Source organism: Azonexus sp. IMCC34842 (genome assembly GCF_050368855.1).
Taxonomy (GTDB): domain Bacteria; phylum Pseudomonadota; class Gammaproteobacteria; order Burkholderiales; family Rhodocyclaceae; genus Azonexus; species Azonexus denitrificans_A.
Genome location: NZ_CP178449.1, coordinates 526,453 through 546,853 on the forward strand (window position 1 = coordinate 526,453; position 20,401 = coordinate 546,853).

Sequence of the window (20,401 nt, forward strand, 5' to 3'; positions counted from 1 at the left end):
GACATCTGCCTTGATCGCTAGAGTGTTCTCCGGAAAAAACTCTTCGGGTAGTTGTGTGGAACCAGCTGTATGTGATGCTACTCAAAGCACACGGAATGGTATTGTTAAAAGTGCTACCATTGGTGCTAATGAAAACAGGAGGCGATTATGGCCCACCAAATATTGTCTGAAACGGCAGCAAGTATTTCCGAGCTAAAACGCAACCCCATGGGCACCGTTGCAGCTGGAGAGGGCTTCCCTGTGGCGATCCTGAATAGGAACGAGCCAGCATTCTATTGTGTTCCGGCTCGCGCATTCGAGAGCATGATGGATCGCCTGGAGGATTTGGAATTGAATGCTGTTGCGGATGCTCGCGCAGGCCAGAAGCGAGTGAGGGTCAAGCTCGATGAGCTATGAGCTGGAGTTTCTTGAAGAGGCCTTGGCCGAATGGCACCGGCTGGATGGCTCAATCAAGGCTCAGTTTAAGAAGAAGCTGGCGGAACGCTTAGTTGAGCCGCGACTGCCATCCGCCAAGCTTTCGGGGCACCCCGACCGCTACAAAATCAAGTTGCGCAGTATCGGCTACCGGCTCGTCTACGAAGTTCAGGATGGCCGATTGGTCGTGCTGGTCGTAGCCATAGGTAAGCGCGACAAGAATGCGGTCTATAGGGCTGCCGAGGGGCGTTGACTCGACACGAATTCCGAGCCAAAGAAAAAGCCGGACTAGGTCCGGCTGGGTGTTGTTGTCAGCCCCTCATTCCTCAATGAGCGGGATGCTCGTGGCAAGGATGGAACGTACAGAATAGTGACCAGTGAATAATCTGAGCGCTGGTACTACCATGCTCTGGAATTTTGACGCTCAACGTAACCTTGAAATTCACTGTCTTGGTTTTGAGCATAGATATGACCGGTAACCAGGGTGGCTGACGCCCTTCTCAGAACCACTGCGCAATGCGGCAAATCTACTCATGTAAATGGAGAAAATCCTGCTATACCTGCTATTCGTAGCAGGTATAGCAGGATTCCTGTTGTTTGATCGTGGGGCCTGTGAGAAGGTACTGGCTCGGTCAAGCGAGTAGTGCCGACCTCGGTTTGGAACTACGGGAGCCTAAAGTGAACAAAAAAATACCCCCTTTGCCAGACACCCCCGTGACTCTGGATGAACCAAAAGATTCAAGCAACCCAAACCCTGGCTATCAGATTCCTAAAGAAAACATGTTTATGTTTCAGCAGTTTTCCGGAGATATTCCCATGGAAAAAATGGGAAACTTTCACTGGCGACCGATAGAGGGCGCGTTGCTGGTTTCTGGAATTAATATGGATGATGGCGGCAGTCGATTGGACGGCGATTTATTTTCCGTTATGCGCCATGTGGCTAATATACCTGCCGTCCGAGTGCGTCATGCCAAGTATGTGTTTGAACAATGGTGCGAAGCCCACGACTCTGATAAGCCCATTTCTCCCGAATACTTTCTCGGATGGTTCAAGGAGAATCCTGTTCCCCCTCTGAATTATTTGGGGCGTCCTATCAAAGCACGAATCACGGTAAATTTTCCTGAATCGGATGAACAGGGGGATATCGATCCCGTAGAAATAATATCCAGTGAAGCCTTGTTGACTAAAGCCGACAAGCCGTCGCCCGATAGTATTGGTTCGTTAACCACCTCCGAAATAAGCCTAGCGTTCCAAGGCATTGGTGAATGGACTGCGGAGCAATGGGCGGAGAATATTACACGGGGCGATTGGGCGAAAGTCGATGGCGCTCGGGCTCAACCTGGGAGGAAGGGACCCAAAGGTTCCGCGCGCTGGCGCCCGATCCGACTTGCCGTGGCTGCTCTCGGGCATGACGTAGGCGACCTTGATGACTTCGGTAAAGTGTTTCGGTATCAGGACCTACTGCAGCCTTGGCTGGATGCATGGCGGGAAGAGGAAGAGAAGTGGAGATGGTATGACGAAAATCCGTAGGCAATATCCGTAGATTGCTTCAATAAATCTCTGAAAACGCTGACTGGCACGGGATCTCAAATCCGTAGAGGGCTGCCTGGAACGTTACGGAAATTATGGTTTTGGCACGCGAATGCGCAGAAGTCATCGGTAAGCAGCACGCTTCCGGTGTTGCTTGATGCATTGGCGTGCTTTTTAACTTTCCGAGGAGATTCACATGCTTCGCCGCAATACCAGTCACTCCACGCCGAGTGTCGTTTATGGAACGACAGAGCAATTTGCTTCCAGCCAATTGGTTCGCGCCCAGTCCGTTCGCAAACGTTTGTGCCTGACGGGCAGTTACTTCGGGGTTGTTCCCGAAAAACTGCCCAGTGGCCGTCTCCGTTGGCCGTTAGGGGGTTAAGCCATGGCTATTTACAATCCAGACAATTTTCCGATTGATGCCTTGCCGCCGTTGCTCCGTGATGCGGTACTCGACTTGCATGAGGTGATCAAGGCACCGATCCCGATTGCCGTGGCCTCGGTCTTGGCTGCCTTGAGCCTGGTTGTTTCGGGACGCCATCGTGTGAAGCGCTTCAATGGCATTGTTACCGGCTTGGCGCTGTACCTTCTCATCATTGCAGAGTCTGGCGAACGCAAGACGTCATCTGACAACTTGGCGATCCTTCCGCTGCTGGAGTTCGACGAACAATTGCTGGCGCGCTGGCGGGAAGCGTTCGCAGAATACCAAGCGGCGATGACTATCTGGGCGACTGAGCGCAATGGGGCGAAGGTCGCATTGAAACGCGCCATCGCGGCGGGCTCAGACTGCGAGATGCAGAGGCGGCGCTTGATGGACCTGCTTGAGCGCCAGCCGGTGGAGCCCGTACGTCGCTCGCTCATCCTTCGGGATATTACGCCCGATGCCTTGATCCAGCGCCTCAGCGTCCAGCCGACAATCAGCGTCTTCTCCAGCGAAGGTGGTGCGTTATGCAGTGCCCGGACGTTTAACAATTTGGGACTTTTCAACATCATATGGGAATCCGGGAGCCTGTCGGTCGATCGGAAGAGTCAAGCACCCTTGGTGGTCAAGGACCCGAGCCTCACGCTATCCGTTATGATTCAAGAAGGTCCGCTGAAACAGTTCTCGGAGAACAAAGGTGCCCAGGCACGCAATAGCGGATTTATGGCAAGGTGCTTGGTATCCCAGCCGACCTCGACACAGGGCCAGCGTTTCGAGTACAGCGCCTCCGAGATTCAGACCGAAGGGCTGGCAAGGTTCCACACCAGGATTCGCGAACTGCTAGAAGTGGGCTTCGGGGCCCAGCATGATCCGAACGCCGCGAAGCGCCTGCTCCAATTCGACTACTCGGCCAAGGAGTGCGCACGGGAGTACACCAATTCAATCGAGATGCACTTGCAACCGAATGCATTGCTGTCCGATGTCCGTGATGCGGCATCGAAAATCGCCGACAACATGGCGCGGTTGGCAGGCCTGTTCCATCTCTGCAATGACTCCGAGTTAAACGAAATACCCAGTGCGACAGTGAAGCAGGCATGTGCGGTCAGCGATTGGTACCTCGGAGGTTTCAAGCGCGTTTTTGGCGAGGTGAATATTGTTCCCGGCTGGCAGCAGGACGCCGAGTTGCTTCGCAATTTCTTGTTCGAAATGGCAATGCGCCAAAATTGCTGGCAGTTCCGCCAGAACGATCTCCGTCAGTATGCGCCGAATCGCCTGCGGAACCAGCGCTTCGCGGCAGCACTCCAAGTCTTGGCGAACTGGGGCGTAGTCCGGTTCTACTACGTCGGGAAAGTTCGCTGGATTCAGATTGTTCAGGTCACCTCGACTGCGCCCATGATGCCGATGGTCGCGCAAGCGAAGCCTGTTACGCCAAATCTATTTGCGTCTTGAATCTTGATAGTGGGGCTTGTCTGCTGAGCCCTGTGCTAACAAATATTACGGCCATTGCGCTCCCCTGCGATGGCCGTAGCTTATCTACGTTTGAACAACTGTGATGTTTTGGTTTTGTTCTTTCCAGTGTCTTGGCGCCGTTTCTGATTTGCTCAATTGCACGATACTTTACGTTTCGTGCTTCATTTTCTTCGGGTTGAAGGCTTTTTTCCATTGGCTATTGCGTCTAAGCGCTGTTCCCAGGCTGCCAAGGCGGCACGCTTTTCTGCTATGTATTCCCATCGGTCATAGTGGGCTGCCTGTACCCCAGAAAGGCCATGGCTCAGAAGTTGGCCGCGGGTATCCTTGTTAATTTTCAAACCAGCCAGCATCGTTTCACAAGTCCGACGAATATCACGCAGGTCGAATGCTTCACCCTTCATGGTTTTGCAGATTTCGGCTGCACGTTTACCTGGTGTTGTATCGACCAGTTGTGTCTTCCCGGATGATGAGAATAGCCAAAGTTTGCTGTGCACAGCTTCTCTGTCTTCCTTCTTGGTTCTGGCCGCTTCCAGGCTATGGGCGCGCTCTATCAATTTCTCCACAATGGCGGCGGCCTTCGGTGCCAGTGGCAATAGATGTTCACGAGGGGTGGTGCGCCTTCCCTTGCTATCCCATAAGCGAAGCGTTTGTGTTTCCTGATCGTAGTCGCTTGCCTTAGCGCGTAGTAATTGCGCCATTCTTTGCCCGCCAGAGAACAGGGCTAGCTTTAATGCTTGGTCAGATAGGTTCGTGTCAGATAGGGCAGCAAGGTAGGTTTTCAGTTCCTCGGCATTCAGCGTACGGTTGCCTCGTTGCACGGCGATAGTGGCGATGATTTCAGCGGGATTGTCCTTTACGCCATAGGCGATCAGTTCGGATGGCAGCTTGGCGTCGAAACGGGCTTTTCTGGCCGCGTTGAATGCGGCTGATAGATAGCTTCGAAGTACCCCTGCTGTTCGCTCCTTGCCTTGCTCAATCACTTTCCGAATCATTGTGGCCGCGTGATCTGAATCTATCTCTGAGGCGGGTAGGGTGGCGATGTCAGGGAACGCCTCGAATACATGCACATTCAAGATTGAACGGGCTTGCCGAGCGCTATCTGTCTTGCCCTTGGCTTTCAGGTGGTCACAGTAGGCGCAGCAAAGGGCCTTTAGGGTGTATTGCTTCTTCCCATCTGTCGCTGCTTGCTCAGCTTCCTTGGCAGCGATTTCAGCAGCTTTGGCTGCTGCCTTCTCTCGCTCAAGTTCTCTTGGGTCGATTCCCTTGTCGATCAGCGTTTGCAGTCGGCGCGCTTCTTCACGTGCGTCGTCCAAGTTCCATACGTTAGTTGATCCGATGGTGATGCGGAGCGGTGTGCCGCTCAGTTTCCCAGCATAGACGAACGACTTTGCTCCGGCAGGGGTAATGCGAACGCATAGCTGCTTCGGGTCGTCGTCAAAGGCATAGGTCGCTTGATTTCCAGATGGCGGTTGCAGTTTGCGGATGCGTTCAAGCGTTAGGTGCAGTCGTTCTGTATTGCGAGCCATGACGATACTCCTTGGGGGCGGGAGCAATGGAATAGTGCTTTAAATCCGTTGCTCCCCCATTGCTCCCGAGTGTATCAACGTAGCTCAACATAAGGCAACCTGTTGATTACAAAAATTCACGTATTTACAATGTATTAATGCTTTTTTTGCTACTGGAGTCAATCTGTATCAATGCTGATAATCGTCTGTGTTTGATGATTTGTAATCATCAGGTAGCGGTTCGATTCCGTTCGGGGGCACCAGTAAAACAATGAGTCAGGCCATTCTCCGGAGTGGCTTTTTTGTTTTCCGGGTTTCGTTGCTGCGCTGTTGCTCCCGTCGCCATCAATGCTCCAATGCGTGAATCCGAGTCGGTCCGTGATGATAACCGGGGGCGCGGTGGCAGAAAATGCTATTTACACAGGCGCCCGGTTTTTTGCCCCGGGTTCCGGGTAACGCTTTCTATTGAAGCCTGATCGCTGGCACTTTATTATTCCGCTCACCATGCCTACCTGGATCCCAACCCCCGGCAACATCGCAGCCTATATCGGCAGGACTGGTAGCTCGCGGCGCAACATGCTGGTTGTCGCCGAAGCGGTCGGCGGTCGCTTCGTAGTCGAGGCGATTGGTCGCAAGGGCATTGTCGTTCGCCTTACCGTCAAGGGCGATAGCCTGAAAGAGCCGCAGCCAGACCTGTTCGCCTGATATGCGCTTGGCTGCTCGGACTGCCGGGATTGGGCCTGCTCGGCTTTAGCGGCGCGGTGGTCGGCGTGCTGTCGATCTGGAAAAGCAACTGGGCTGATCGGGAGTAAATGGAATGAAACGGAAGGTAGGCGACAGCAATCCGGATCGTCGGCCAAAAGTCGGTCTCGTGCTCGGCAGCGGCTCGGCCCGCGGACTCGCGCATCTCGGCGTCATCCGGGCTGTCGAAGCGGCCGGCATTGAAGTGGACTTCGTTGTCGGCAGCAGCATGGGGGCGCTGATCGGCGCGATCTACGCGGCGGGTAAGTTGGATGAGCTGGAGGCCACCTTAAAGACTTTCGACTGGAAAAAGACGCTTTCCTTCTTTGACGTCATTCTGCCCAAGTCCGGCCTGCTCGATGGCGCCAAAGTCAGCGAACTGGTGCGTGCCCATATCCACGCCGACACCATTGAGGCGCTGGGCAAGTCCTTTGCCGCGGTGGCGACGGATATCGTCAGCGGTGAAGAGGTCGTCATCCGCAGCGGCGATGTCATCGAAGCGGTACGCGCCAGTATTTCGGTGCCCGGTATCTTTACGCCGGTGCGCAGCAATGGTCGGGTGCTGGTCGACGGTGGCCTGACCAACCCGGTGCCGGTTAGCGTTGCTCGGGCCATGGGCGCCGACATCGTGATCGCGGTCGATCTGAACCACGAGATCGTTGCCGGCAAAAACCTGAAGCCGCTACTCAACGTGCCGAATGGCTCCGATCAAGGTGCGGTCGGCATGTTCTCGCGCTGGGTGGACGGCTACCGCCAGTCGATGCAGGATCTCAAGGGCCGGCTGCTGGCGCTGGATGCGCCGGGCGCCGCGCAGTTCGCGCGCTGGGCATCGAACGAGGAAACGCTGCCGAGCATCTTCGAAGTGCTGCTGGCCTCGATCAACATCATGGAAACCCGCATCACGCAAACCCGCCTCGAACTCGATCGGCCGGATATCCTGATCCAGCCGCCGCTCGGCCATATCCGTTTTCTCGAATTCGGCCGTGCCGAGGAAATCATCGGGCTTGGCTACCGCAAGGCGCAGGAAAAACTGGCCCTGGCGTCACACCGGAAGGCCATTGGCGAGATGGCCTGATGGTCGAATGGTTTTGGTCCTTGAAATATTTCCGTCAAGCAGCCCGTTGATATCGAAAATGGATTTCGCCAATGAACGACTCGATTCGCGTGCCGTGGTTTGAATTACCCAACGCCCCGGCGACGGGAACGCGCTTGTGCGCGCTCGATGATGTCCCCGAGGTGGGCGTCAAGATGCTTGTCATCGAAGCGGAATCCGATAAAGAAGGGGATGCCCGCCAAGCCCCTTTTCGCCTGGTCATTCTCCGAAGCGCCAGCGGCATCAAGGCCTACGTCAATCGATGCGCGCACTTTGGTGTCCCGCTCTCGGAAAAGCCTGAGCACCTGATCTTCACCCCCGAGGTCAGCATCAGTTGCAACGTCCATTACGCCCGCTATCGCTGGAGCGATGGCCATTGTCTGGAAGGCGAATGCAAGGGGGAGGCGCTGATTGCCGTTCCGGTCGCGATCGATGCCGCAGGTCAGATCATCGTGGCAGCATGAGCTTTTATCGCCAGGGCGGCAAATGCCCGCCTTCGCTGCGGCCGATCTACATAGCGGTACACACTGTTGCAATCCGTTACTTGAGCGCTTGGCAGCGTACCGGTATCTTTAGTCCATGCGCTGAACCCCAACAGCCTAGGCGGCCTACCTCTCCCCCTCCCTGAATGGGCCGTCTTGAAAGCCTCGTATCCCCCCGGTACGAGGCTTTCTCCTTTTCGGACTTCGGGAAAGCCTTGAATGCCGGAAATGACGATCGACGTATCGAAGCGGGTCGTCCGAAGCAAGAAAGCCAGCTACTCGGGAGCCAAGATCAGTTCGTGTATGGCCTCTCGACAGTCAGGGCAAAAATAATTCATGTTTTGGTGCCTGGGGCTATTGCCAAGGCCGTTCTGGCATTTATAATGCGCGCCCTGTTCCTCGATAGCTCAGTTGGTAGAGCGCCGGACTGTTAATCCGTAGGTCCCTGGTTCGAGCCCAGGTCGGGGAGCCAGATATAAATGTTCTGAAAGGGCGGCAGTAGCTCAGTTGGTAGAGCGCAACCTTGCCAAGGTTGAGGTCGAGAGTTCGAGACTCTTCTGCCGCTCCAGTTTTCAGATGACGTGCCGCCCGGCACGAATCCTTCGCGTTACTACGCCATTCCTGCCAGCGCATTGCGCAGCTCGCTGCCATCGTCTTCGCCGGCCGACCCCTTCATGTGCTGGCTTTCCACCTCGGTGTGATAACCGCAGTCGCGGAGTATTTCAGCCCAGTTTTCCGCATCATCGCGCGAAACATGCCACGGGCCTTTTTCGACAATCCGGGTGTCGCGACGATCAAAGCGCTTTATTACTACCCGATACATCTTCAGCCTTTGCCATCGATACGAGTTGGTAGTTTAAAGCACGCCCCGACCATCCAACTTTCTTTCGGCAGAAAAATACGCAGATCGACCGGAAAACCGCGTCGGCAATCGCATCAAAACAAAATTGTTGCGGTGCACCATTTTGTAAATGGTTCGGTTATACTCGGCTCCGCACACAACTTGCCGATACACCTTTCCGGAGACTGACATGTCCATCAATACCGAACAATTCGCCGCTGCCAACAAAGCTACCGTTGATTCACTGTTGTCTGTTGCCAATACCGCACTGGCATCCGCCGAGCGTATCGCCGCTCTGAGCCTGAACACCGCCCGTGCCGCTCTGGAAGATTCCGTTTCCGGCGTCAAGGCCGTGATGAGCGCCAAGGATCCGAAGGAAGCGCTGGCCGCCCAGTCAGCCCTGGCCAAGCCGGCAGTTGAAAAAGCTGTCGATTACACGCGTTCCGTCTATGAAATTTCGGCGCAGACTCAACAGGAACTGGCCAAGATGGTCGAAGCCCAGTTCGGCGGTTTTCAGAAGACCGTTGCCGGCCTGTTCGAGCAAGCTGCCAAGTCCGCCCCGGCCGGTTCCGAAGGTGCTGTGACGGCCATTCGTAGCGCAATTGCTGCGGCCAATTCGGCCTTCGGCAACATGAGCAGCACCGCCAAGCAATTCTCTGACGCCGCCCAGGCCAATGTTGCTGCGGCGACCAAGGCCGCGACTGCCGCGACCAAGAAGAGCAAGTAAGTATTTTTCGGCCGCAGGCCGAAGCAAGGCCCCGCCTGTTGCGCGGGGCTTTTTGCTTTCCGGGGCCGCTGATTTGAGGCTACGCATCAAGCGGATCGACTGACGCGTGGTGCAAAACCAACATTTGGCAAAGATCGTGTATCTGAAACAGAATAATTGTTGCGGTGCACAATCGTTTCGGGCATACTGAATCTGTCTCCTCCATCTCCTCCAAGAAATGGATTTAAGCCCGCCTAGTGCGGGCTTTTTTTTGCGCCGCAGTCCGCTGGCTTCAAGACAGGGCGCTATCCAGCATGTGCTGCGCTTCGCTGACGATCGTTTGCAGGTGCTCGGTGCTGACGAAGCTTTCGGCGTAGAGTTTGTAGATATCCTCGGTGCCGGAAGGACGCGCGGCGAACCAGCCGTTGGCCGTGCTTACCTTGAGGCCGCCGATCGGGGCATCGTTGCCCGGGGCGCGGGTCAGTTTTGCGACGATGGGATCGCCGGCAAGGGTTGGCGTGGTGATGCGCTCGCCAGTCAGTCGCTTGAAGGCTGCTTTCTGCGCGCTGCTAGCCGGCGCATCGATGCGCACGTAGTACGGTGTACCGTGCCGGGCGGCCAGATCCTGGTAGTAGCGTCCGGGATCCTTGCCGCAGACGGCGGTGATTTCCGCCGCGAGCAGGCCGAGGATGATGCCATCCTTGTCGGTCGTCCAGGTCGTGCCGTCGCGCCGCAGGAAGCTGGCGCCGGCGCTTTCCTCGCCGCCAAAACAAAGACTGCCGTCGAGCAGGCCGCCGGCAAACCATTTGAAACCGACCGGCACTTCCAGCATGCGACGGCCGAGGCTTGCTACCACCCGGTCGATCAGGCCGCTCGACACCAGCGTCTTGCCGACCGCCGCGCGGGCCGACCACTCGGGGCGGTGGCCGAGCAAATAATGAATGGCCACGGCGAGGTAATGATTGGGGTTGAGCAAGCCGGTCGATGGGGTGACGATACCGTGCCGATCGACGTCGGCATCGTTGCCCCAGGCGATATCGAACTGATCCTTGAGACTGACCAGGCCGGCCATGGCGTAGGGGCTGGAGCAGTCCATGCGGATTTTGCCGTCGTGGTCGAGCGTCATGAAGGCAAAGGTCGGGTCGACCTGCGGATTGACGATTTCGATATCCAGCCCGTAGCGCTCGGCAATCGGCTCCCAGTAGGCGACGGCTGCGCCGCCCAGCGGATCGACGCCGATTTTCAGGCCGGCCCGGCGGATCGCCTCCATGTCGATGACCTTACCCAGGTCTTCGACATAGGGCGTCACGAAATCTTCGCGGATGCTGTGGCCGGCGGCCACTGCTTCGGCATAGGGCAGCCGCTTTACGTCGCGGTTGCCGTCCGCCATCAAGGCGTTGGCTCGGTGCTCGATCCAGCCGGTGACGTCGGTGTCGGCCGGGCCGCCATTCGGCGGGTTGTACTTGATGCCGCCGTCGCGCGGCGGGTTGTGGGACGGCGTGATGACGATCCCGTCGGCAATGTCGCCGGGCTGGCTGGCGTTGTGGACGAGAATCGCCCGGGAGATCACCGGGGTCGGCGTAAAGCCATCGTCGGCCTGCCAGCGGGTCTGCACGCCATTGGCGGCCAGTACTTCAAGCGCGCTGCACTGGGCCGGCGCTGACAGGGCATGGGTGTCCTTGCCGAGGAACAGCGGGCCGCGGATGCCCTGCCGGGCGCGGTAGTCGCATACCGCCTGGGTAATCGCCAGGATGTGCGCCTCGTTGAAGCTGCCGTTCAGCGCGCTGCCGCGGTGTCCGCTGGTGCCGAAAGTCACCCGTTGACCGGGGTCGGCAAGGTTCGGGACCTGGCGGTAAGCGGCCAGCAGCGCCGGGACGTCGATCAGAAAATCGGCGGGGGGCCGTTGGCCGGCCAGAGGATGCGTCATTGTTGCTCCCTGAGTCGCGAAAATTGCAGCTGCAATGTTACTGCGCAACCCTCGCGGCGTCAGGGTTCAAACAATGGATGAGGGCTGTTCGCCGGCCGTCAAACCTTGTTGAAGCCCAGGCGGTGCGACAAGTCCAGGGCGGCGGAACGCATCGCTTTGGCAAGCGGGCCATCCCATTCCGCATCGAACTCGCCCATCGAGCCGAGCGCGGTTATCGCCGCCACCATGCTTCCGGTATGGTCGTAGACGGGGGCGCTGAAGCCGTTGATGCCCGGGGTGAGGCTGCCGGTGGCGCGTGAAATGCCCTGTTCGCGGATTTCGGTCAGGGTTTTTTCCAGTTGGCGGCGCACCGTCGTTACCGCTGTCTGGCTGGACTCGGCCGTTTGGCGCAGCTCTTCGTCAAGCATCTTCTTCAGGAACGGCGAGCGGAAAAAGGCCGAGAAGGCCCGCCCGGTGGCGGAGTTGCTCAGGGATAGTACAGTTCCCGGGCGCAGCGTGATGGTTACCGGGGATCCGGAGTCGACGATCCGCACGATGGTTGCACCGTGCGTTCCCCAGACAGCCAGGGCAACCGTTTCCTGAATTTCTTCGCACAGCGCTTCGAGGATCGGACCGGACAGGCGTACCGGATCGAGTCGTCCCAACCCGGACAGCCCGAGTTCCAGCGCGTAGGCGCCAAGATCATAGCGGCCGCTGCCGGCATCCTGTTCGACGATGCCGATCCGCATGAAGCTGACCATGTAGCGATGCGCCTTGGCGGCCGGCATGGCGGCGCCTTTGGCGATGTCGCGCAACATCATCGGGCGGTTGGTTGTGGCCAGGACATGCAACAGACGAAAACCGACTTCGATGGACTGAATGCCTTGCCGATCACTTGCGACTTTGGTAACCATGATGAACAGTGCGAATGAAAGCCGACATTCTATGCATCTATGACGCGGTTGAGCGCGCCGAATATAATGCGGCAGCAAATATATAGGGAGGTGGTATGCGTGCAGTCCTAGTGGCGAATCCAAAAGGCGGGGCGGGCAAGACGACGCTGGCAACAAATTTGTCCGGTTATTTTGCCAATCAAGGCAAGAAAACCACCTTGTGCGATCTCGATCGCCAGCAGTCGGCAATTCGCTGGATGGCCTTTCGCGATCAGGCTCTGCCGCCGGTCACCGGCTACTTTGCCGGCAACCAGCTTGGCCTGAATTTGCCCAGGGAGGCCGACTGGGTGGTCGTCGATGCGCCGGCCGGGCTGCAAGGCTACAAGCTGAGCGATTATTTGCGCAGCGTCGACAAGGTCGTGATTCCCCTGGTGCCCTCGGTGTTCGACATGGCGGCCACCGAGGATTTTCTCAATTCGATCCGCAATGAAATTCGCGGCCAGCGCACCAAGGTGGGCATCGTCGCCATGCGCGTCGATCCGCGGACCAAGGCGGCCGGCATGCTCGAGGAGTTCCTGACGCACTTCGACATTCCGATTGTTGCCTACCTTCGCAACACCCAGAACTACGTCAATGTCGCCGCCGCCGGGGCAACCGTGTTCGATCCGCCGCGCGCCAAACACCGACGCGATGTCGAGCAATGGGCATCGCTTACCGAGTGGCTGGAAACCGAATAGCTGTTTTCGCCGATTGTTCTTGACAGGCCAGGGCCAGGTCCGGATAATCCGCCCCTCTGACGGACGCGGGGTGGAGCAGTTGGCAGCTCGTCGGGCTCATAACCCGAAGGTCGCAGGTTCAAGTCCTGCCCCCGCAACCAAGCATATCAAGGGCTTAGCAAATTGCTAGGCCCTTTTGCTTTTCAGGCTGCGCAGCTATTTCGTTATGGCACTCGCGAGGCGTTGCATGGCGGTTTCAATTTCATGATCCGTTAAGGATGCGTAGCCCAGCAACCAGCCGAACTGTTTTTCCGGCCCCAGATATAACCGACTCAATCCGGCCAATTGCACACCTACGTCGGCTGCTTGCCGAATGGTTTTCGCTTCTGACCATCCCTGCTTCAAAAAACACGGTATCTGCATGCCGCCGGCTGGGCGCAGCGGAGTGACTATCCCGCCAAGATAGCGGTCGATGGCTTTCAGCATTACCTCCCGGCGACAGGCGTATAGCTTGCGCATGGCTCGAACATGAGAGCTGTAGTGCCCATCATCCATGAAGCGCGCCAACGTCAATTGGAGAATCTGCGGCGTGTGCCCATCGAGGATGCTTCGTGCGCTGGTAAATGCGCTTACGAGCTGATGGGGTAGCGCCATGTATCCCATACGCAGGCCTGGATAGAGTGTCTTGCCGAAGGTGCCGACGTAGAGCGTTCTTTGGTATTTGTCCAAGCCTTGAACACATGCCGTTGGCAGGCCGTCGTAATGGAATTCGCTGTCGTAGTCGTCTTCGAGAATCCACTTGCCGGTTTCAGCCGCCCAGTTGATCAAGTCAAGTCTGCGTTCCAGCGACAGGGTGGCTCCGGTGGGATATTGGTGCGAAGGCGTCACGTAGACGCAATTGGCGCCGCTGCGATCCGCCCGTAGCAGGTCCGTGCGTATGCCTTGCCCATCAACGTCGATGGGGACGACCTTGGCCTCGGCGGATTCAAATGCCTTCTTTGCCCCAAAGTAGCCGGGGTTCTCCAGCATGATCGGCTTGCCGGCATCGACGAGTAACTGGGCGCACAGGAACAACGCTTGCCTGGTGCTGCTCAGCACCAATATCTGTTCGGCGGAAACCTTGGCGCCACGTTCGAGATTCAAGTAGGCGGCAATCTCCTCGCGCAGTGGCTCGGCTCCTTGAGGGTCACCGTGCAGAAGCACCTGGCCGCGAAAGTCTTTCAATGCCTGGCGCTGCAGGCGCTCCCAGACATCGGTGGGAAAGGTGCGGGTTTCCGGCAAGCCCGTGGCAAAGGCTCGGCTGACCTTCTGATCGAACACTCCGCCGCTGTCGAGGATCATCCGGCCGCGCCGGCTCAGGCCGGCCCCCGGCTCGGTCACTTTGTGGTTTGGTTCTCGAAGCCTCAGGCGCCGACGCTCGACACCGCGTAGCTCGGTGCCCATCGTCTCTGGCACATAACTACCAGAGCCTTTCCGTCGGATGACGAAGCCATCGCGCTGCAGTTGCACATAGGCGTTCTCGACGGTGTCGCGGGCAACCCCCAGCGATTTGGCGAGCGCACGTGTGGCAGGTAGCTTGACGCCCGGTCCCAGTGCACCATCGAGTATCAGGGCGCGCAAGGCACGCTGGATACGTTGGTGCAGATCCAAGCGCTGAAGGTCGGCGTCATTCAACCGAATTTTCAGCGTTTCAAGCTCAAATGCACTCTTCATGTGGTCTGTTTTTGTTGTTGATATTTGAATCAAATTGCAGACCATTTTAACTCCGGGCTCCACCCATTTGCAGCATTCGTGGCTGGCGAAACCGGGCGTTGCTTTTCGTGTCAGCCGGCTCAGAGCAATGCATGGTCAGGGCGTCAATCAAAAGTGGTCTGCCAGATTCAAGCAAAGTGTCATAGCTAGGCAGTCCATTACGGCGGTATAAAACGACTTTCGCTGCTCGGCAGTTCGTCCTTCAGAGGGAATCATCAAGTCATGTCTACTTCAATCTCTCCGCCATCCATTCACCTTCGCGATCTCACCCACCCGATCATGGCCGGCCTCATCTCGGTCATCGTCAACTACGGCGGTACCTTCATCCTGGTTTTTCAAGCCGCCAAAGTGGCAGGCCTTGGCCCGGAGCTGACGGCTTCATGGATCTGGTCGATTTCGATTGGCGTCGGGGTGACGGGGCTTTTTCTCAGCTGGATTACGCGCGAGCCGATCATCACGGCCTGGTCCACGCCGGCGGCGGCCTTCCTGGTCACCGCGCTGGCCGCCACGCCCTATGCCGAGGCGGTGGGCGCCTACCTGATTTCGGCCGCCGCCTTCGTGGTCTTGGGCGCGTCGGGCTACTTCGAGAAGCTCATCCGCCTGATTCCCCCCGGAGTGGCCGCCGGGCTGCTGGCGGGGATTCTGTTGCAGTTTGGTATAGGTGCTTTCGGCGGGGTGAATATCGAACCGCTACTGGCGGGTTTGCTCATCGTCGCCTATGTCGTGCTCAAGCGGTTCAGCGCACGCTACGCCGTGGTGGGCATTCTGTTACTGGGCCTGGCATTTCTCCTCATCCAGGGGCGCATCGATCTGTCGGGCCTGCAATTGCAGCTTGCCGCTCCGCTCTTCACGATGCCGGTGTTTTCGCTCAACGCCTTGCTCAGCGTGGCGTTGCCGCTGTTCCTGATAACCTTAAGCGGGCAATACATGCCCGGCATGCTGGTGCTGCGCAACGACGGGTTCAGGACCAGCGCCAATCCGATCGTCACCGTCACCGGGCTGGGCTCGCTGCTGATGGCGCCGTTCGGCTCTCACGCCTTCAACATCGCCGCGATCACGGCGGCTATCTGCACCGGCAAGGAGGCGTACGAAGACCCGGCCAAGCGCTGGGTCGCCGGCATCGCGGCAGGCATCTTCTACATCCTCGTCGGCGTCTTTGGCGTGACGCTCGTCGCGGTCTTCATGGCCTTCCCGGCGACCTTCATCAGCACGCTGGCCGGCCTCGCCCTCTTGGGCACGATCGGCGGCAGCCTGGCCAGCGCCATGGCTGACCCGAAATCCCGCGAAGCAGCCCTGATCACTTTCCTGGCGGCCGCTGCCAACATCAAGCTGTTCGGTATTGGTGGAGCGTTCTGGGGGCTGCTGATCGGCCTCGTCGCTTACGCCGTGCTCAATGGCAGTTTGCCGCGGGCACCCAGGGGAGCCATCAACGCCCTCTGCGCACCGGCGATCAACAAAGGGGCGGCCAACTGATGCGAAAAAGATCCGACGATGGCGAAACACGGCCGGTTTCACCATCCGGCACGCCGCCCCGCCAAGACGAGCTTGGCCGCTATCCCAGGCCTTCCTCGCTCGAAGACTTCCGGCGCAACCTGGCCGCCGTCCAGGCGCGTATCGACGCCGCTTGCCGGCGCGTCAAGCGCGACCCTGCCAGCGTGCGTTTGTTGCCGGTAAGCAAGACCGTGGACGAAGGGCAAATCCGCCTCTCTTATGCCGCCGGCTGTCGGTTGCTCGGAGAAAACAAGGTCCAGGAAGCCCATCGCAAGTGGCAAGCGATGGCCGACTTGATTGACCTCCGCTGGTCGGTGATCGGGCACTTGCAAACCAACAAGGCCAAGTTGGTCGCACGCTTTGCCGCTGAGTTCCAGGCACTCGACAGCTTGCGCGTCGCCGAGGCGCTGGAACGCCGCCTGCAGATCGAGGGGCGCTCGCTGGATGTGTTCGTGCAAGTCAATACCTCCGGTGAAGCCAGCAAATACGGTTTGCCGCCTGCTGACGTACCGGCCTTCCTGCAGGCGCTACCGAGTTTTCCGGCGCTGCGTGTGCGCGGGCTGATGACGCTGGCGTTGCTCTCCGCCGAGGCCGAACGGGTACGCCAGTGCTTCATCCGCCTGCGCACCCTGCGTGATCAGCTGCGCCAAAGCGCCCCCGTCGGTACCTGCCTGGACGAACTGTCGATGGGCATGTCTGGCGATTTCGAGATTGCCATAGAGGAAGGAGCCACCGTGGTGCGCGTCGGCCAGGCCATCTACGGCGCCCGCGTTTTACCGAACAGCCATTTCTGGCCCAGCGAAACCAATACCCGGGAGTCCCCTTGATGAAAACCGCCATTGCCATCCGCCACCTCCATTTTGAAGACCTCGGCACGCTCGAGCCGCTGCTCAAAGCGCGTGGCTACGACGTGCAGTATGTCGATGCCACGCAGGACGATCTGGCCGCCCTGGATGTGCAGGCCGCCGATCTGTTGGTAGTGCTGGGCGGACCCATCGGTGCCTTCGATGACGATGCCTATCCCTTTCTCAGGGACGAACTGGCACTGGTCTGCCGTCGCCTGGCGAGCCGGCGCCCCCTGCTGGGTATCTGCTTGGGGGCACAACTGATCGCCCGGGCGCTGGGGGCCAGGGTTTATGCCTTGGGCGTCAAGGAAATCGGTTTTGGCCGACTGGCGCTGACCCCGGAAGGCGAGAGCTCCCCGCTGGCCGCGCTGGGCGATACCCCGGTTATGCACTGGCACGGCGATCAGTTCGATATCCCGCCTGGCGCCGTCCGGCTGGCCGGTACGGCGATCGGCGTCAACCAAGCATTTGCGCGAGGCAGCCAGGTGCTCGGTTTGCAATTTCATCTCGAGGCGGACACGCGGCAAATCGAGCATTGGCTGGTCGGCCATGCCAGCGAACTGGCCCAAGTGGGTATCGATCCGCCCAACTTGCGGGCCGAGGCGCGGCACCTGGGCACCAGCTTGTCCTCAGCGGCCCGTGCGGTGTTCAGCCGTTGGCTCGATGGACTCGACACGATATCGCCAGGGAGTCGGTCGTGATAGCGCCGCGTCTCGCTGCCGCGCTGCCGCCGTTCTCGCTCGCTGGACCGATATGACTCTGGCTGAACGCCCTGAGCTGCGGCTAGCCATCGCCCCCGGTATCAACCCCTCTTGAGGATACACACACCCATGCCCCATTCCCCATCCCACCTGATGCAGGCCTATGCCCGCCAGCCGGTTTCCTTTGTTCGCGGACGCGGCGCACGTCTGTGGGACGCCCAAGGTATCGAGTACCTCGATGCCATCGCCGGCGTGGCGGTGACCAATCTTGGCCATGCCCATCCCGAGATTGCCGCCGCCATTGCCGAACAGGCCGGGCTGCTCCTGCACACCTCCAATATGTTCGGCATCGCCTGGCAGGAACGCTTGGGCGAGCGGCTGTGTTCGCTGTCCGGTATGCAAAGAGCTTTCTTCTGCAATTCAGGCGCGGAGGCCAACGAAACCGCGCTCAAACTGGCACGCCTGCATGGCAACCGCAAACAGGTGGCGCAGCCCCAGGTGCTGGTGATGGAAAACAGCTTCCACGGACGCACTCTGGCGACGCTCGCCGCCACCGGCAATCCGGCCGTGCAGCGCGGTTTTGAGCCGCTGATGCCGGGTTTCCTGCGGGTGCCCTACGACAACATGGCGGCGGTCCGCCAGGCTGCCGAGCAGACGCCCGGCATCGTCGCCGTGTTGGTCGAGCCGGTGCAGGGCGAAGGCGGCGTGCGGGTCGCCTCAGCCGACTATTTGCGCGAGCTGCGGATGCTCTGCGACCAGTTCGACTGGCTGTTGATGATCGACGAAGTGCAGACCGGCATGGGGCGTACCGGCACCTGGTTCGGCTACCAGCATGCCGGCGTGATGCCGGACGTCATCACCCTGGCAAAGGGGCTGGGCAATGGCTTTCCCATCGGTGCCTGTCTGGCACGCGGACCGGCGGCCGAACTGTTTTCGCCCGGCCGCCACGGGTCAACCTTTGGCGGTAATCCGCTGGCCTGCCGGGTCGGCTGCACCGTGCTTGACGTCATGGAGAGCGACGCTATCCCGGCCCGTGCTGCCACATTGGGCCGCCGACTGCTGGCCGGTCTTCAGGATGCGCTGAGCGGCCATCCCAACGTGCTTGCCGTCCGCGGTCTGGGCCTGATGGCCGGAATCGAGCTGGATCGGCGCTGCGGGGAGTTGGTTGGGCGCGCCTTGAACGAACAGCAGCTGTTAATCACCGTGACCCGCGAGACCACCATCCGACTACTGCCGCCGCTGGTGTGCAGCGAAGCGCAGATCGACGACATCGTGGCGCGGGTGGCGCGTCTTTTGTCTCCAACTCAGCTAAACCACAGGACCACATCATCATGTACGCCACTTCAGTGAACCTTGCCGAATTCGACGCCGAGCTGTCTGAGGCTGTCCAGAATGAAGAGCGCCGCCAGGAAGACCACGCCGAGCTGATCGCCTCCGAGAATTATGTCAGCCCGCTGATCATGTCGATCCAGAACTCGGTCTTTACCAACAAGTATGCCGAGGGCTATCCGGGCAAACGCTACTACAGCGGCTGCGAGTATGTTGATGTTGCCGAGCGCCTGGCGATTGAGCGGGTCAAGAGGCTGTTCGACTGCGACTACGCCAATGTCCAGCCACATGCCGGGGCTCAGGCCAATGCCGCAGTCTTCCTGGCGCTGGTCAAGCCCGGCGACACCGTGATGGGAATGAACCTGGCCCAGGGAGGCCATCTGACCCATGGCAATCCGTCCAACTTCTCCGGCCGGCACTACCGGATTGTTCCCTATGGCCTCGACCCCGAGACCGGCTTGATAGACTACGACGAGATGGAGCGCATCGCGCTGGAGACCCGGCCCAAAATGCTCATCGGCGGTTTCTCCGCCTACTCCCGGCGCAAGGACTGGGCGCGCATGCGCGCCATCGCTGACAAGGTGGGGGCCATCTTTTGGGTGGACATGGCCCACGTCGCTGGCCTGGTGGCGGCCGGCGAGTATCCGAATCCGTTGCCGCATGCCCATGTGGTGACCAGCACCACCCACAAGACGCTGCGTGGGCCACGTGGCGGCATCATCCTGTCCAAGGGCCAAGGCGAAGAATTCCACAAGCAGCTCAACTCAGCGGTCTTCCCCGGTGTCCAGGGCGGTCCGCTGATGCACGTCATCGCTGCCAAGGCGCTTGCCTTCAAGGAGGCACTGGCGCCCGAATTCAAGAGCTACCAGCGGCAGGTGGTGATCAATGCGCGTGCCATGGCCGCCGTGCTCCAGCAGCGTGGCTACAAGATCGTTTCCGGGGGGACCGACAACCACATGATGCTGATCGATCTCTCCGACAAGCCCTACACCGGCAAGGATGCGGATGCCGCCCTGAGCGACGCCTGCATTACCGCCAACAAGAATTCGGTACCCAACGATCGGCGCTCGCCCTTCGTCACCTCTGGGCTGCGCATCGGCACTCCGGCCATCACAACCCGTGGTTTCGGCGTGCCCGAATGCGAGCGGTTGGCGGCTTGTTTGTGCGATGTGCTGGATGCGTTGGAGGCCGGAACCAGTAGTCGGGTGATATGCGGAGTTCGGGAACAGGTGGTGGCTTTGTGCCGTCGCCATCCGGTGTATCGATAAGCCGGTTGATCTGGTGAGGCGTGGCCAGGCCGAGGCCGATATGACGCGGCGTGGTGGGCTGGCAGTGTTTTTCAATACGGCCTATCGGGAGCGTCTGAATGGAAATCGGTATAGGACACGTAAATTTAATGCCAAGTCCTGCCCCTCCAACCAATAGCATCAACGAACGATCAACTGCTTGGCGGCATTGGTCCATTTTTGTTTTTGGGCGGGAAATGTGCTGCGACATATTTTGTCCACGAGAGTGGCCTTCGGTCGAGTGCCCATCCTCGGTCTACAATGCGGAAAACTCCTTTA

Annotated in this window: 19 protein-coding genes and 3 tRNA genes; 17 read left to right on the top strand and 5 right to left on the bottom strand. The window is 58.9% G+C overall.

Going from position 1 to position 20,401, the window contains the following annotated elements; genetic code table 11:
* Window positions 1–147: 147 nt before the first annotated feature.
* The 4 genes from ACLIKD_RS02460 (at window position 148) to ACLIKD_RS02475 (ending at window position 3,814) form a co-directional block, all read left to right on the top strand.
* Window positions 148–396 (top strand): type II toxin-antitoxin system Phd/YefM family antitoxin, encoded by a 249-nt coding sequence (locus ACLIKD_RS02460; protein WP_153132376.1) that lies wholly within the window; start codon window positions 148–150, stop codon window positions 394–396.
* Window positions 386–667, top strand: coding sequence for a type II toxin-antitoxin system RelE family toxin (locus ACLIKD_RS02465; protein ID WP_428827031.1), 282 nt, complete (start codon window positions 386–388; stop codon window positions 665–667). Before ACLIKD_RS02460 ends, ACLIKD_RS02465 begins: the two co-directional genes overlap by 11 nt.
* Window positions 668–1,092: 425 nt before the next feature.
* A complete protein-coding gene (locus ACLIKD_RS02470) occupies window positions 1,093–1,944 on the top strand; it encodes a hypothetical protein (RefSeq protein WP_428827032.1) in 852 nt (283 codons plus the stop codon).
* Between the two features lie 385 nt (window positions 1,945–2,329).
* Window positions 2,330–3,814 (top strand): YfjI family protein, encoded by a 1,485-nt coding sequence (locus ACLIKD_RS02475; protein ID WP_428827033.1) that lies wholly within the window; start codon window positions 2,330–2,332, stop codon window positions 3,812–3,814.
* A 182-nt stretch (window positions 3,815–3,996) separates the two neighbouring features.
* On the opposite strand, the gene ACLIKD_RS02480 is transcribed toward ACLIKD_RS02475, so the two are convergent.
* The gene (locus ACLIKD_RS02480; protein WP_428827034.1) at window positions 3,997–5,361 is read right to left on the bottom strand and encodes a tyrosine-type recombinase/integrase; all 1,365 of its coding nucleotides are present in this window, start codon (window positions 5,359–5,361) and stop codon (window positions 3,997–3,999) included.
* A gap of 483 nt (window positions 5,362–5,844) precedes the next feature.
* Between ACLIKD_RS02480 and ACLIKD_RS02485 the strand changes: the two genes are divergently transcribed.
* The 5 genes from ACLIKD_RS02485 (at window position 5,845) to ACLIKD_RS02505 (ending at window position 8,224) form a co-directional block, all read left to right on the top strand.
* On the top strand, window positions 5,845–6,045 hold the full coding sequence (locus ACLIKD_RS02485; protein WP_428827035.1) for a hypothetical protein: 201 nt from the start codon (window positions 5,845–5,847) through the stop codon (window positions 6,043–6,045).
* A 112-nt stretch (window positions 6,046–6,157) separates the two neighbouring features.
* Entirely contained in the window at window positions 6,158–7,156 is a 999-nt protein-coding gene (locus ACLIKD_RS02490) for a patatin-like phospholipase family protein (protein WP_428827036.1), read from the top strand.
* A gap of 71 nt (window positions 7,157–7,227) precedes the next feature.
* Window positions 7,228–7,638 (top strand): Rieske (2Fe-2S) protein, encoded by a 411-nt coding sequence (locus tag ACLIKD_RS02495; RefSeq protein ID WP_428827037.1) that lies wholly within the window; start codon window positions 7,228–7,230, stop codon window positions 7,636–7,638.
* Between the two features lie 414 nt (window positions 7,639–8,052).
* A tRNA-Asn gene (locus tag ACLIKD_RS02500) sits at window positions 8,053–8,128 on the top strand.
* A gap of 20 nt (window positions 8,129–8,148) precedes the next feature.
* Window positions 8,149–8,224 (top strand) — tRNA-Gly (locus tag ACLIKD_RS02505).
* A gap of 42 nt (window positions 8,225–8,266) precedes the next feature.
* Here the strand turns inward: ACLIKD_RS02505 and ACLIKD_RS02510 are convergent.
* Window positions 8,267–8,479, bottom strand: coding sequence for a hypothetical protein (locus ACLIKD_RS02510; RefSeq protein WP_226418713.1), 213 nt, complete (start codon window positions 8,477–8,479; stop codon window positions 8,267–8,269).
* 208 nt (window positions 8,480–8,687) lie between these two features.
* On the opposite strand from ACLIKD_RS02510, the gene ACLIKD_RS02515 reads away from it, so the two are divergent.
* Window positions 8,688–9,224: a phasin family protein gene (locus tag ACLIKD_RS02515; protein WP_226418714.1), complete on the top strand. Its 537-nt coding sequence runs from the start codon at window positions 8,688–8,690 to the stop codon at window positions 9,222–9,224.
* Between the two features lie 271 nt (window positions 9,225–9,495).
* Here ACLIKD_RS02515 and pgm read toward each other — a convergent pair whose 3' ends face one another.
* A complete protein-coding gene (gene pgm, locus ACLIKD_RS02520; RefSeq protein ID WP_428827038.1) occupies window positions 9,496–11,130 on the bottom strand; it encodes a phosphoglucomutase (alpha-D-glucose-1,6-bisphosphate-dependent) in 1,635 nt (544 codons plus the stop codon).
* A 98-nt stretch (window positions 11,131–11,228) separates the two neighbouring features.
* Entirely contained in the window at window positions 11,229–12,023 is a 795-nt protein-coding gene (locus tag ACLIKD_RS02525) for an IclR family transcriptional regulator (protein WP_226418716.1), read from the bottom strand.
* 95 nt (window positions 12,024–12,118) lie between these two features.
* Between ACLIKD_RS02525 and ACLIKD_RS02530 the strand changes: the two genes are divergently transcribed.
* A complete protein-coding gene (locus ACLIKD_RS02530; protein ID WP_226418717.1) occupies window positions 12,119–12,739 on the top strand; it encodes a ParA family protein in 621 nt (206 codons plus the stop codon).
* 64 nt (window positions 12,740–12,803) lie between these two features.
* A tRNA-Met gene (locus ACLIKD_RS02535) sits at window positions 12,804–12,879 on the top strand.
* A gap of 55 nt (window positions 12,880–12,934) precedes the next feature.
* Here the strand turns inward: ACLIKD_RS02535 and ACLIKD_RS02540 are convergent.
* On the bottom strand, window positions 12,935–14,476 hold the full coding sequence (locus ACLIKD_RS02540) for a PLP-dependent aminotransferase family protein (protein WP_428827039.1): 1,542 nt from the start codon (window positions 14,474–14,476) through the stop codon (window positions 12,935–12,937).
* Between the two features lie 216 nt (window positions 14,477–14,692).
* Here ACLIKD_RS02540 and ACLIKD_RS02545 point away from each other — a divergent pair, with 216 nt between their 5' ends.
* The 5 genes from ACLIKD_RS02545 to glyA all read left to right on the top strand — a co-directional run bounded on the left by ACLIKD_RS02545 (window position 14,693) and on the right by glyA (window position 20,104).
* Window positions 14,693–15,943 (top strand): benzoate/H(+) symporter BenE family transporter, encoded by a 1,251-nt coding sequence (locus ACLIKD_RS02545; RefSeq protein ID WP_428827040.1) that lies wholly within the window; start codon window positions 14,693–14,695, stop codon window positions 15,941–15,943.
* On the top strand, window positions 15,943–16,788 hold the full coding sequence (locus ACLIKD_RS02550; protein WP_428827041.1) for a YggS family pyridoxal phosphate-dependent enzyme: 846 nt from the start codon (window positions 15,943–15,945) through the stop codon (window positions 16,786–16,788). Before ACLIKD_RS02545 ends, ACLIKD_RS02550 begins: the two co-directional genes overlap by 1 nt.
* Entirely contained in the window at window positions 16,788–17,507 is a 720-nt protein-coding gene (locus ACLIKD_RS02555) for a glutamine amidotransferase (RefSeq protein ID WP_428827042.1), read from the top strand. The genes ACLIKD_RS02550 and ACLIKD_RS02555 overlap by 1 nt, the downstream gene beginning before the upstream one ends.
* Window positions 17,508–17,636: 129 nt before the next feature.
* The gene (locus tag ACLIKD_RS02560; protein ID WP_428827043.1) at window positions 17,637–18,857 is read left to right on the top strand and encodes an aspartate aminotransferase family protein; all 1,221 of its coding nucleotides are present in this window, start codon (window positions 17,637–17,639) and stop codon (window positions 18,855–18,857) included.
* On the top strand, window positions 18,839–20,104 hold the full coding sequence (gene glyA / locus ACLIKD_RS02565; protein WP_428827044.1) for a serine hydroxymethyltransferase: 1,266 nt from the start codon (window positions 18,839–18,841) through the stop codon (window positions 20,102–20,104). Before ACLIKD_RS02560 ends, glyA begins: the two co-directional genes overlap by 19 nt.
* Window positions 20,105–20,401 lie beyond the last annotated feature (297 nt).